At 63.5% G+C, this 12310-nt stretch carries 14 protein-coding genes; 6 read left to right on the plus strand and 8 right to left on the minus strand.

Annotated features, from left to right (window positions below):
* Nucleotide 1: 1 nt before the first annotated feature.
* The 6 genes from NDO55_RS07040 to NDO55_RS07065 form a co-directional block, all read right to left on the minus strand.
* Entirely contained in the window at nucleotides 2-1714 is a 1713-nt protein-coding gene (locus NDO55_RS07040; RefSeq protein WP_252113749.1) for a peptidoglycan D,D-transpeptidase FtsI family protein, read from the minus strand.
* Complete coding sequence (locus NDO55_RS07045) at nucleotides 1711-2256, minus strand: hypothetical protein (protein WP_252113750.1); 546 nt, start codon at nucleotides 2254-2256, stop codon at nucleotides 1711-1713. Before NDO55_RS07045 ends, NDO55_RS07040 begins: the two co-directional genes overlap by 4 nt.
* Nucleotides 2253-3179: a 16S rRNA (cytosine(1402)-N(4))-methyltransferase RsmH gene (gene rsmH, locus NDO55_RS07050; RefSeq protein ID WP_252113751.1), complete on the minus strand. Its 927-nt coding sequence runs from the start codon at nucleotides 3177-3179 to the stop codon at nucleotides 2253-2255. Before rsmH ends, NDO55_RS07045 begins: the two co-directional genes overlap by 4 nt.
* A complete protein-coding gene (locus NDO55_RS07055; RefSeq protein WP_252113752.1) occupies nucleotides 3176-3667 on the minus strand; it encodes a division/cell wall cluster transcriptional repressor MraZ in 492 nt (163 codons plus the stop codon). Before NDO55_RS07055 ends, rsmH begins: the two co-directional genes overlap by 4 nt.
* A gap of 310 nt (nucleotides 3668-3977) precedes the next feature.
* Nucleotides 3978-4718 carry a hypothetical protein gene (locus tag NDO55_RS07060; protein ID WP_252113754.1) on the minus strand — a complete coding sequence of 247 codons (741 nt, stop codon included), beginning with the start codon at nucleotides 4716-4718 and terminating at the stop codon, nucleotides 3978-3980.
* On the minus strand, nucleotides 4715-5014 hold the full coding sequence (locus NDO55_RS07065) for a hypothetical protein (RefSeq protein WP_252113756.1): 300 nt from the start codon (nucleotides 5012-5014) through the stop codon (nucleotides 4715-4717). Before NDO55_RS07065 ends, NDO55_RS07060 begins: the two co-directional genes overlap by 4 nt.
* A 96-nt stretch (nucleotides 5015-5110) precedes the next feature.
* Here NDO55_RS07065 and NDO55_RS07070 point away from each other — a divergent pair, with 96 nt between their 5' ends.
* Together NDO55_RS07070 and purL are read left to right on the plus strand one after the other, a co-directional pair.
* Nucleotides 5111-5488 (plus strand): hypothetical protein, encoded by a 378-nt coding sequence (locus tag NDO55_RS07070; protein ID WP_252113757.1) that lies wholly within the window; start codon nucleotides 5111-5113, stop codon nucleotides 5486-5488.
* 90 nt (nucleotides 5489-5578) lie between these two features.
* Nucleotides 5579-7798: a phosphoribosylformylglycinamidine synthase subunit PurL gene (gene purL, locus NDO55_RS07075; protein WP_252113759.1), complete on the plus strand. Its 2220-nt coding sequence runs from the start codon at nucleotides 5579-5581 to the stop codon at nucleotides 7796-7798.
* Nucleotides 7799-7812: 14 nt separating this feature from the next.
* Here the strand turns inward: purL and NDO55_RS07080 are convergent, their stop codons facing one another.
* Entirely contained in the window at nucleotides 7813-8184 is a 372-nt protein-coding gene (locus tag NDO55_RS07080) for a response regulator (RefSeq protein ID WP_252113761.1), read from the minus strand.
* Nucleotides 8177-9268: an HWE histidine kinase domain-containing protein gene (locus tag NDO55_RS07085; RefSeq protein WP_252113764.1), complete on the minus strand. Its 1092-nt coding sequence runs from the start codon at nucleotides 9266-9268 to the stop codon at nucleotides 8177-8179. Before NDO55_RS07085 ends, NDO55_RS07080 begins: the two co-directional genes overlap by 8 nt.
* Nucleotides 9269-9424: 156 nt before the next feature.
* Between NDO55_RS07085 and NDO55_RS07090 the strand changes: the two genes are divergently transcribed.
* From NDO55_RS07090 to NDO55_RS07105, 4 genes are all read left to right on the plus strand, one after another.
* Nucleotides 9425-9622 carry a (2Fe-2S)-binding protein gene (locus NDO55_RS07090; RefSeq protein WP_252113765.1) on the plus strand — a complete coding sequence of 66 codons (198 nt, stop codon included), beginning with the start codon at nucleotides 9425-9427 and terminating at the stop codon, nucleotides 9620-9622.
* Between the two features lie 125 nt (nucleotides 9623-9747).
* Complete coding sequence (gene bfr / locus NDO55_RS07095; RefSeq protein ID WP_252113766.1) at nucleotides 9748-10242, plus strand: bacterioferritin; 495 nt, start codon at nucleotides 9748-9750, stop codon at nucleotides 10240-10242.
* Between the two features lie 39 nt (nucleotides 10243-10281).
* Complete coding sequence (locus NDO55_RS07100; RefSeq protein ID WP_252113767.1) at nucleotides 10282-10956, plus strand: nitroreductase family protein; 675 nt, start codon at nucleotides 10282-10284, stop codon at nucleotides 10954-10956.
* 105 nt (nucleotides 10957-11061) lie between these two features.
* Nucleotides 11062-12309, plus strand: a complete 1248-nt coding sequence (locus NDO55_RS07105; RefSeq protein WP_252113768.1) for a DUF418 domain-containing protein — start codon at nucleotides 11062-11064, stop codon at nucleotides 12307-12309.
* Nucleotide 12310 lies beyond the last annotated feature (1 nt).

Raw genomic sequence — 12310 nt, forward strand, 5'->3', positions numbered from 1 at the left:
CCTACTCCTCGTCTTCGCGGATGAACGGAAGCACGCTCGCCATGTCCGGTTCGCGCGTCGCATCGGGCGTGACGCCCAGCATCGGTGCGATCCGCGCAACGGTTTCGGACACGACCGGCGCGACATTCCAGCCCGCGGTTCGCCAACCGAACGTTTCCTTGGTGCCTTTGGGTTCATCCAGCATCACGACGATCACATAGCGGGGTTCATCGATCGGGAACACACCCGCAAAGCTGGTGGTGACGAGGGTGCGCGAATAGCGGCCGTTGACCAGCTTTTCCGCGGTTCCTGTCTTGCCGCCGACGCGGTAGCCCGGCGCATCGGCATTGCGACCGGTGCCGTGGGTCACGACGAGGCGCAGTAGCGCGCGCATCTTTTGGCTGGTCGATTCGGAGAAGACGCGTTCGCCTTCGGGGACAGGATGTTCGGGCCCGACCTTGAGAATGGTCGGCGGACGATAGAGCCCGCCATTGAACAGGGTCGCATAGCCATTGGCGAGGTGAACGGGCGACACCGCAATGCCGTGGCCATAGCCGACGGTGATGGTCGCCAGTTCGTCCCACTCGCGCGGCGTCAGCGCGGGCCCGCGTTCCGGAAGCTCGTAATCGACCTTCTCGAGGAACCGCATCTTGCGCAGATATTCCTTCTGCCGCTCCGCACCCAGGCGCATGGCGATCTGTGCCGTGCCGATGTTGGAGCTTTCCATCATGATCTCGGCGACCGTGCAGGGGCGATTGAAGGGGTGCGTGTCGTTAATCTCGCGCTTGCGGATGACGAGCTTGTCGGGACAATCGTAGACCTGCCCCATCGACACGATCTGGCCGGCCTCGATCCCCATGGCGACGGTGAACGGCTTGAAGGTCGAGCCCAGTTCGTAGGAGCCGAGGCTGGCGCGATTGAAACGCGCTTCGTCGCCGCCCTGCCCGGCCACATTGGGATTGAGCTGGGGAAGCGAGGTCATGGCGAGGATTTCGCCCGAATGGATATCCATGATGACGCCCGCCGCACCTTTGGCGTCGAAGCGGGTCATGGCGTCGGACAGTTCGGCCTTGAGCGCGCCCTGGACCGGCGCCGAAATGGACAGCACCACCGGATCGTTGCGGCGGGCGGGATCGAGCAGCAGGTCGTCGAAGGCGCGCTCGGCACCAGCGACGCCATGACCGTCAATATTGGTATAGCCGATGACGTGCGCGGCGAGCGCCGTCTGCGGATAGAGCCGGTCGGGCTCTTCCTCGATCTGGATGCCGGGCTCGCCCAGTGCGTTGACCGCCTCGACAAGGCGCGGGCTGGCGCGGCGGGCAAGGAAGTTGAACCGCTCGCCCTTCAGCAGCGCATAATAATCGGCCTCGTCACGCTCCGGCATGAGCTTGGCCAGTTCGCGTGCGAGGTCGAGCTTGTTGCCGATGACGCGCTTGGGGTTCACGCCGATGGTCCAGGCGTTGATCGTGCGGGCCAGCGGCTGGCCGTCGCGATCGACGATATCGCCGCGCGTCGGGAGATAGTTGGACGCGTTGCGCGGCTCGCCATCGCCCATGCCGAAGGCGGCGAGCCAGGCGAGCTTGCCGCCGACCACCGTGATGCCCAGCCCGAATGCGATCATCGCCAGCATCAGGCGCTGATGCATCATCGAGAGGAGCTGGCGCTTCTGGCCCTGCAGCTTGAGGCGCTCGGGCGCTGTGATGGGGGTGACGGGACCTGCGGGCGGGCGGTTCATTCGCCCTCGCCCGTATCGAGCGAAGCGCGGACCTTGCCGGCGCCATTTTCAAGGTCGGAGATGACTTCCGAAAGCGACGCCGCCGGAAGGGGGATATCCGGCGACGCCGCATCGGGCCCCTCGCCCTCATCGGAAGTCGGAATGGTGCGCTCGCTGGTCAGGCTGGCCTGGACCACGAGATCGGACGGCGAACCAAGTCCGTCGCGCTCGGCTTCGGCCAGGATGACCGGCGCTTCGAGGCGCGGGGTCGGCTCGGGCCGCGCCATTGCGGCGACGACATAGGCATTGGCGGCAAACTGATCGGCCTCGGGCGCGCTCAGGCGCAGGAAGCGCGCATTCCAGCGCTCGAGCTGCGATAGGCGGCCGCGGGTGCCAATTTCGGTTTCCAGCTTGCGGATATCGCGCGTCACATAAGCGATCTGCTCTTCGACCCGCTCCAGCTCGGCGCGCGACGAGGCGACCTGCAGGCTGACGAGATAGCAGGCGAGGATCGCGCCGGCGGCACCGGCCGTCCAGATGATCGAGGCGAAGCCGCGCATCATGCCGCCTTCTCCCAGGCAGGCGCCGAGGTGCGTGTTGCGGCGCGCAGCTTGGACGAGCGCGAACGCGGGTTGCGCAGGATTTCTTCTTCGCCCGGGCCGATCGCCTTGGTCACGTCTTCGAAGGTCGGCGCGGGGCCGTCCTGACGCTCGGGCATGTGGCGCGAGCCCTGCGGGCGATTGCCCGACCGGTCGCGCAGGAAATTCTTGACGATACGATCTTCGAGGCTGTGAAAGCTGACCACGGCCAGGCGACCGCCAGGCTTGAGCACACGCTCGGCTGCACTGAGGCCCTTTTCCAGTTCCTCCAGTTCGGCATTGAGGTGAATGCGGATGCCTTGAAAAGTGCGCGTCGCCGGATCGGTCTTCATACCCTTGTGGTGGCCAAGGGTGTTGCGCACGACATCGGCCAGCTCGCCGGTACGCGAGAGCGGGCGCGCCTTGGCGATGGCGGCAGCGACGCGGCGCGCGCGCGGCTCCTCACCATATTTCTTGATGATGCGGGCAAGCTCGCCTTCATCGGCATTATTGACGAAATCGGCGGCGGTCTGGCCCGATTGCTCCATGCGCATGTCGAGCGGGCCGTCCTCGCGGAATGAGAAGCCCCGCTCGGCCTGGTCCAGCTGCATCGACGAAACTCCGAGGTCGAGCACGACCCCGTCTACCGTCCCGTCGATGCGCTGGTCCATTTGACTGAATGTCGCCTCGATGAGGGTAAGGCGATTGTCCGGCAGCCGCTCGCGCGCAGCCTCGATCGCATCGGGGTCGCGGTCGAAGCCGATGACTTCGCCGGCGCCGGCCTCAAGGATCGCGCGGCTATAGCCGCCCGCACCGAATGTGCCGTCGACAATCCGCGAGCCGTCGCTCACGCGCAGTTCGCGCACGACCTCGTCGAGAAGGACCGGAATATGGGGCGCACCGCTCACAGCTTCACCCCGCGCTCTTCGAGGCGGAAGCGGGCAATATCCTTCATGTCTGCCGGGATTCGGTCGTCGGCAAGCAGCTTGGCCGGATTCCAGACCTGGAAGGTTTCGCCGACGCCGATGAACAGAGCGAGATCCTCGATCCCGCCCTTCGATCGCATCATCGGGGGCAGGACGATGCGGCCGGATTTGTCGTAGGGCACTTCTTCGGTGGCACCGAAGGCCATGAGGTTGGCGGCCATATAGTCGACGTCAGCGCCCATCGCCGTCTCGGTCTTTTCCGCGCGGCGCTCCATCTTCTGGTGCTTCAATGCGGCATAGGCCGGATCGTAGGCATCGAGACAATCGAAGAGCGCATGCTTGGCCAGCACGATGGTGCGCGCATCGCCGCGCCGTTCGATCACCCCTCGCAGGAATACGGGCACGGAGACGCGACCCTTGGCGTCTACCGCGTTGACCGCGCTTCCCTGAAAGAAATGTTCGAGTCCCATTGCCGCCCTGTTTCCTGGTGCTGCTCCCACTCGCCGGTCGGGGCGCATGAGAGAGCCAACAAAGGCGGACGACCGGCGGGCGGAGGCAGCGCCTCCATCACCCAATGTGGGTAACCCATATCAGTGCGGGATACAATGGGTTTTGATGCCATTTCATGGGTTTTCATGGAATCTATAGGATTCCTGCGGGGTTGCGATGACAGGGTCGGGGACGCCGCGCCACCCATGCGGGAAGCACGACCCTGTGGATAAGTCTGTTTGCAAGTGAATTTGGCCGAATCGCGCGACTCGGCAGCGAGGCGTTTCGGGCTCAGTCGAGGAAGACGTTCATCCAGCCGACGAGCAGCGCACGGTTGCTGTCGCCAATCTCGCCCTCTTCCATCACGAAATCGGCATCGGCCACGAGCAAGGCCTGTCCCTCGCCCACGTCGCACAAAGCAATGAAGCCCTCTGCCTCGAGGCTGCACCTGCCGCCGTCTTCGACCGCGAAGCGGCCCGGTGCACGGGCGTAGACCAGCCGCTCGCCGACCGGCACGGCAAAGGCCCCCAAGGCTTCGGGTCCGGTCAGCCGCACGCCCCAGCGACCCAGCAATCCGGTATCGGCAAAGAATGGCGGCGGCGCGAGCGGCGCACCAAGCGGCTGCCCGCTTTCATATTCGAGCCGCGGATCGGCCAGCAGCACGACCTTGCCCCCGGCACGGACCCAATTGTCGAAATCGACCAGCGCCTCGGCGGGCTGCGCGGCAGGATGCGCCATGAGGATGAGGTCGTGACCTTCGAGGCTGGCTTGGTCGGCCACCGCGATCGTCTCGACCCGATATTCGGATTGCAGCAGGCTCATCAGCGGAGAGCCAGTGTCGAGCAGATCGCCGCCACCCGAAAAAGCCACCGGCAGGCTGGAGAGCAGCAGCAGTTCCTCGGCAGTATCCACCGCGACGATTTCGACGTCGGGCATCGGCTCGTCGTCCAGCGTATCGAGGAAAGCCAGCAAGCGCGCGCCGCCCAGCAGCAGCGCGAGCACCAGCGCGACGACCCCTAGGACTGTCTTCACTCGCCCTCCGGCGGGACGGTGATTTCGTTGACGATCAATTCTTCAGTCGCCGGATCGATCGGGATCGGGATGGGTGCGGGTGCCGGCTGTTCGGCCGCCTGGCCGGGCGCGACTCCGAGCTCCGACAAGGGCTCGTTCGCCGGCGGCGGTGGCACGTCTTCGGCAAACACATCCTCATTTTCGACCGGCACATCCTCGCGCGCGCCGGTCACTGCAGTGCCCAGAAGGACCAGCAGGAACACGACGGCAAGACCGGTGATTCCGATGCGGATACGTTGTTGCGGCATGACACCCATGGCCAAAAGTTAGGCCCGCCCGTGCGCCTAGGCAATGGTCAGATGGGTGACAGTCGCACTTGACGCCTAGGCTCGCAGGTCTAAAAGCCGCCCATCATGATCAAGCGCAACCTCACCATCGCCATCGCTGCCCTCGCCATTGCGGGGTGCAACAGCGAACCCGAGACCGTCACCGCCGGTGAAATCATCGACCCGCAGGCCGAAGAGCTCGCCAAGCGCGAACCGATGGACATCAACGACCTGCCCGTTGGCGTGGGGAGCGACACGTATCGCTGCTCGGGCTCCAATGCCGTGGTCCGCGTCGACTGGGTGCGCACTGGCGAAGACCTGACCGCGCGAGTCACACTGCAGGGCAGCACCGGCATAACCTTGCCGGAAACCTCGCCCGGCGTGATGGCCAACGAAGACAATACGCTGCGCGGCACCCCGGGTAGCGACAGCATCACCTTCAACGGCGCGACCTGCTCGCAATAAGCGCGCACCGCCAAGGAAAAGAGGCCCTCCCAACCAGCATCGGTTCGGAGGGCCTTTTTTTATCCCGCCCACACCATTAGAGCCGCTGACATGACCGACCAGCCCATCACGCCCGAAACCGTCGCCGAACACGGCCTGTCGCAAAGCGAATATCAGACCATCCTCGACGCGCTGGGGCGCGAGCCGAACCTTGTCGAACTCGGCATCTTCTCGGTGATGTGGTCGGAGCATTGCTCGTACAAATCGTCCAAGCTTCATCTGAAGAAGCTGCCGACCGAAGCGTCCTGGGTCATCCAGGGTCCGGGCGAGAATGCCGGCGTCATCGATATCGGCGATGGCGATGCGGCCATCTTCAAGATGGAGAGCCACAACCACCCCAGCTATATAGAGCCCTATCAGGGCGCGGCGACGGGTGTCGGCGGGATCCTGCGCGACGTCTTCACCATGGGCGCGCGTCCGGTAGCCAACATGAATGCGCTGCGCTTCGGTCGCCCCGACCATCCCAAGATGCGCCACCTTATCTCGGGCGTCGTCTCGGGTATTGGCGGCTATGGCAATTGCGTCGGCGTCCCCACGGTCGGCGGCGAGACCAATTTCGACAAGGCCTATGACGGCAACATCCTCGTCAACGCCATGACGGTCGGGCTCGCGAAAGCCGACAAGATTTTCTACTCGGCCGCCACCGGCATCGGCAATCCGATCGTCTATGTCGGCTCCAAGACCGGCCGCGACGGCATCCATGGCGCGACCATGGCCAGCGCCGATTTCGACGAGGGCATCGAGGAGAAGCGCCCGACCGTGCAGGTCGGCGATCCCTTCACCGAAAAGCTGCTGATCGAGGCCTGCCTCGAATTGATGGCCACTGATGCCATTGTCGCGATCCAGGACATGGGCGCGGCCGGCCTCACTTCTTCTTCTGTTGAAATGGCGACCAATGGCGAGACGGGCCTGCGCCTCGACATGGACAAGGTGCCGCAGCGCGAAGAGGGCATGACGCCCTACGAGATGATGCTGAGCGAAAGCCAGGAGCGCATGCTCATGGTGTTGAAGCCCGGCAAGGAAGCGATGGCCGAGGCGATTTTCCGCAAATGGGAACTCGACTTTGCGGTCATCGGCGAAGTCACCGATACGGGTCGCATGGTGCTTGAATGGCAAGGCGATGTCGTCTGCGACATCCCGCTCGCCCCGCTCGCCGACAAGGCGCCCGAATATGACCGCCCGCATCTCAGTCAGGACGAATATAAGAAGTGGGCCAATGTCGCCTCGCTCGATGACCTGCCCGACAGCAAGGATGTGTGCGGCGACCTATTGAAGATGATGGGCAGCCCCCATCTCGCCAGCCGCCGCTGGATCTGGGAGCAATATGATTACCAGGTCATGGCCGACACGGTGCAGGGCCCGGGCGGCGACGCTGCCGTGGTCCGCGTGCATGGCAGCGACAAGGCGCTCGCCATCACCACCGATTGCACGCCGCGCTATTGCTATGCCGACCCGGTCGAGGGCGGCAAGCAAGCGATCGCCGAGGCCTATCGCAACCTCAGCGCCGTGGGTGCCAAGCCGCTCGCCGTCACCAACTGCCTCAACTTCGGCAATCCAGAGCGGCCCGAAATCATGGCCCAGTTCGTCGGCTGCCTGGAAGGCATGGGCGAAGCCTGCCGCGCACTCGATTTCCCGATCATCTCGGGCAACGTCTCGCTTTACAACGAATCCAAGGCGACCGGCGGCGGCAGCGCGATCCTGCCGACCCCCGCCATCGGCGGTGTCGGCGTCATGCCCGATTGGAAGAATAGCGCGACGATCAAGCTCGGCACGGTCGGCGAAAGCATCGTCATCATCGGCACCCGCCATCATGAGGATCTCGGCCAGTCGCGCTGGCTGGACATCTGCCATGATCGCCGCGACGGCGCGCCGCCGCGGGTCGACCTTGCCGCCGAAAGCAAGCATGCCGAAATGATCCGCGACCTTATCGATGCGCGGCTCGTGTCGGGCGTCCATGACGTGTCCGACGGCGGACCGCTGGTCGCCATCGCCGAGATGGCGCTGGCCTCGAACCAGGGCGTGCAGCTCGACAGCGATATCGGCGATACCGCTGCCGACTGGTTCGCCGAGAGCCAGGGCTGCTACGTGGTCTCCACGCCCAAGCTGGCCGAAGTGAAGGGTCGCCTCGCAGAGGCCGGCATCGAGTTCGATGTCTGCGGCACGGTCGCCCCGCACCAGGACGTCGCAATCGACGGCCGCGGCGTGCGGCTGGAAGACCTGCGCGCCGCGCACGAAAGCTTCTTCCCCGAATTGATGGCCAGCGAGCTCTAAGGCTCCCGCCTCGTTTATTCTTCGAGGTCGGGCAGCACCTTGCGCAAGGTGCTGAGGACTTGGCTGCTGGTCACCGGTTTGGACAGCACCTTTTCATCGCTCGTCTTGAAGCTGATCTGGTCGGCGCTGTAGGCGGTGATGAAGACGAACGGGATGTCCCGGTCGCGCAGGATCTCGGCCACCGGTTTGGACGTCTTGCCCGCGCCCATGTTCACGTCGAGAAAGGCCGCGTCGATCTTGGCTTCGTCGGCGAGCCGCTTGGCATCCTCGACGTGGACGCTAGGGCCCACGACCTCGAATCCGAGGTCCTCGAGCATGTCGGTCATTTCGAATGCAACCACGACTTCGTCTTCGACGATGAAGATGCGATGAGTGTCACTAGTCACTGGCGGCCTCCTCCTCGCTGAGGAGTGGGAGCTGGAAGTGCCATTCAAATCCCTCCGGTTCGTATGATGTCTGGACGGCGCCGCCGGTTTCGGCGACCAGCGCCTTGCTGGTCACGAAACTGCCGAAGCCCTTGCCCTTTGTCGCGCTGGGCTGCGGACCGCCACGCTCTATCCAATCTATATGGAGTTGCTCGCGGCCATCGACATGGACCTTGTCCCAGTTGAGCAACACTTCACCGCCCTCGACCGACAGGCTGCCATATTTAACGGCGTTGGTCGCGAGCTCGTAAAAGGCCATCGAGAAGCTGATTGCCTGCCGCGTCTGCAATTGCGCAAGCGGCCCTTCATATCGGATGCGCTCGCCGCAAATCGGGTCGAGTACGTCACGCGCGACATCCTCGAACGGCGCACGCGACCAGTCATTGCCGATCAGCTTGGAATGAGCCGCAGCATAAGCGGCGAGGCGATTGTCGATGGTGCCGGTAATCTCGGCCTCGACCTCGGCATTGCGCAGCGAGCGCGCGACGATCGCCTTGGTCACCGAAAAGGCATTCTTCACGCGGTGATTGAGTTCGGCGATGAGGATCTTCTGCTTTTCGCGCAGCTGCACCTCGGTATCAATATCGACACAGGCCACGACCGCCCCGGTGCGCTGACCGTCGTCATTGAGGATGGGCGACCCGATAATCTTCATCCAAAATTTGGTGCCATCACCACGCTGGTAATGAACGTCGAGTTCGGCGCGCTCTTCGCCAGCGATGACGCGGGCGAGCGGATATTCCTGCGAGGCCACCTGGCGACCATCGGCATGGAAGCTTACCCACTCGCCATATTCGTCGACGCCCTCGCTCATGAAAATGGGATGGCGAACCATCCGCTCCATATGCGCATTGCCGTGGACGATCTGTCCCCCGGCATCGGTCACGACCACGCCGACAGGGACGATGTCGAGCATCGCTTCCAGCTGGCTTACCTTGGCCCGGTGACTGCGTAGCTCGATCGCGCGGTCAGCTTCGGACTTTTCCAAGCTGGCCTTGAGCGCAATCAGTTGCGCTGCGGCATCCTGGATCTCATTTTCAACCATGGTTGCTGGGTCCCTCTCTGCGCGCCTGACGATGAAGCGGGCTGTGAATGACGGAAAGTCCCGGACGCCCAGCAAGTTCCACGACCCAATGCCTAGCCATCCGCATCGGCGTCGTTTTACTATTGCAAATCATTCGCAATAGCATACAGTCGCACCATGATCGTTTGCAGCTGCAATGTGATTCGCGAGAAAGATATTCGCGACGCCGCGCGCCGGGGATGCCCCGACGCGGAGACCGCTTATCGTTCGCTCGGCTGCCAGTTCCAGTGCGGCGGCTGCGAGGACCATGCCGACGACCTGGTCGCCTGCGAGCGCGCCAAGTTGCTCGCCCCGCGCGACGTCCGCGCCGCTTGATCGCCGCGCCTGCTAATCACTCGCATTAGCGCAAAACCCTGAAAATCCGCCATTCTTTGTCTTGATGCGTCGCGTTTCAGGGCGTATCAATGCGCCCAGAATTTGCCCCATCCAAGGATTGCGACATGGCCAAGATCGCCGACAAGAAGATGATCGAATATTTGAACCAGGCGCTCACCAACGAGCTGACTGCGGTCAACCAATATTGGCTTCATTATCGCATTCTCGACAATCTCGGCGTCACCCGCCTTGCCGCGTTCGAGCGCAAGGAATCGATCGAGGAGATGGAGCATGCCGATCGCATCACCGAGCGCATCCTCTTCCTCGATGGCCATCCCAACTATCAGCGCCTTGCCGGCGTTCGCACGGGCGAAAATGTCGAGGAGATCATCCAGGCCGATCTCGACCTTGAGATGGACGCCATCCCGCTGCTGCGCGACGCAGTCGAATATGCCGAGAGCATTCGCGACTATGTGACCCGCGAGCTGCTCGCCGACATCCTCGTCAACGAGGAAGAGCATCTCGATTATCTCGAGACGCAGCAGGACCTCATCAAGCAGATGGGGCTGCAGAATTACGTCCAGCTGCAATCCAAGCCGGCGGACGATAGCGACGGCTAGGGCTTGTAACTTCCCCGCCATTCGCGCGAAGGAAGGAGCATGAAAGACGTTCCTTCCATTCCCTATACCGACCTGCCCGACCTCACGCCGACCGAGCGTGTCGAGCGCGCGCGTGAATTCTACGAGAGCATCAAGGATCGTCGATCCTGCCGTTTCTTCTCCGACGCCCCTGTCCCGCGTGCGGTGATCGAGGAAGCGGTGCGCGCTGCGGGGACCGCCCCCAATGGCGCGAACCACCAGCCATGGCATTTCGCGGTCGTCGAGAACCCCCATGTGAAGCAACGCATTCGCGAGGCGGCCGAAGAGGAAGAACGCGCCTTTTATGAGGGCCGCGCCGGCGACGAATGGCTCGACGCATTGGCCCCGATCGGGACCGATGCAGAGAAGCCATTTCTCGAAACCGCGCCCTATCTCATCGTCGCTTTCGGGCAGCGCAAGGGCGGGCCCGATCCGGGCGACCGCAAGCAGAATTACTATGTGACCGAGAGCGTCGGGCTGGCCTGCTCGCTGCTCATCACCGCACTGCATCGCGCCGGGCTGGCGACGCTGACGCACACCCCCTCGCCCATGGGCTTCCTGCGCGACATTTGCGAGCGGCCCAAGGACGAGAAGCCGGTGATGATCATCGTCGCAGGGCTTCCCGCCGAAGATGCGACCGTCCCCGAACATGCCGCCAATAAGAAGCCACTCGACCAGATCATGAGCTGGCTCTGACCGTTCGTCGGTCGGTGCCTCCTGTTCGCCCTTTCATCGAAGCGGCGTAGCGCGCCTCCGCGCCGACTGCCATGTGCGACCCTGAAGCGAAGTAGGGGAAGCAAATTGGCCACCACGCAGCCCGGGCGGATCATCAGCCTGGACATCATCCGCGGCATTGCCGTCATGGGCATCCTGTCCGTCAACATCGTCGGACTGGGTATGATGCAGGGCGCCTATTTCTGGCCGACCCTCAATGGCTTCGACGCACTTGGCGACCGGATCATGTATCTTGTTAATTTCGTCCTGATCGACGGCAAGATGCGTTCGCTCTTCTCGATCCTGTTCGGGGCCAGCCTGGTGTTGATTTGCGAGAAAGCGCTGGAAAAGGGCCAGTCGCCCGCCAAGACGCACTATGCGCGCATGGTCACATTGCTGCTCATCGGCCTTGCCCATTTCTATTTCCTCTGGTGGGGCGACATTCTCTCCCACTACGCGCTGATCGGCCTCGTCGCCTTCCTGTTCTGGAAGCGCAGCCCCAAGGTGCTCCTCATCTGGTCGATCATTTTCCTGGTGCTCAACGCCCTCATGATGATCGGCGGCAGTTTCGACATGGCCCGCGCCATTGGTGCGGATCCGGAAGAAAGCCAGCAAGCCGCTGCCTTCGCGCAAATGGCCAAGGGCGCCCCGCCCGAAGCGCTGGCCGCGACCGCCGCTGCCGTCGCCAACCCGATCGCGCACCTCATGCACATGATCGACAACCAACTGCTCCAGCCCTTCATGGTCAGCATCTTCCTGCTGCCCGAAACACTGGGCCTGATGCTGCTCGGCATGGCGACCTACAAATTGGGCTTCCTCACCGGCGAAATGCGCGACAGCGTCTACAAGAAATGGGCGTGGATCGCGCTGGGTGGCGGCATCGTCTTCACCGCCTTCGTCGCCTACATCATCCATGTCCACGATTATGCGCCGCCCTGGCCGATGATCGGGCGCAATGGCGCGACCGCATGGACGCGCGCGCCGATGGCGCTGGGCTATGCCGCCTTCCTGATCCTCGCCTTCCGCAACATCGGATGGCTGGGCGAGCGGGTTGCCGCGGTAGGCCGCGCCGCCTTCACCAACTATCTGGGGCCCACGCTCATCACGACGCCGATCTTCTTCGGCTTTGGCGGCGGCCTGTTCAACGAACTGTCGCGGGGCGAGCTGTGGCTCTTCTTTGTGCCGGCCTTGTGGGCGCTGATGCTGCTCTGGTCGAAGCCGTGGCTCGATCGCCATCGCTACGGCCCGCTCGAATGGGCGTGGCGCTCGATGGCGCGCGGGCGTATAGAGCCTAATCGCAAGGCATTGCCCAGTGGGGTAGCGGCAACCGCCTGAC

It is taken from the genome of Sphingomicrobium sediminis (genome assembly GCF_023805295.1).
GTDB lineage: Bacteria > Pseudomonadota > Alphaproteobacteria > Sphingomonadales > Sphingomonadaceae > Sphingomicrobium > Sphingomicrobium sediminis.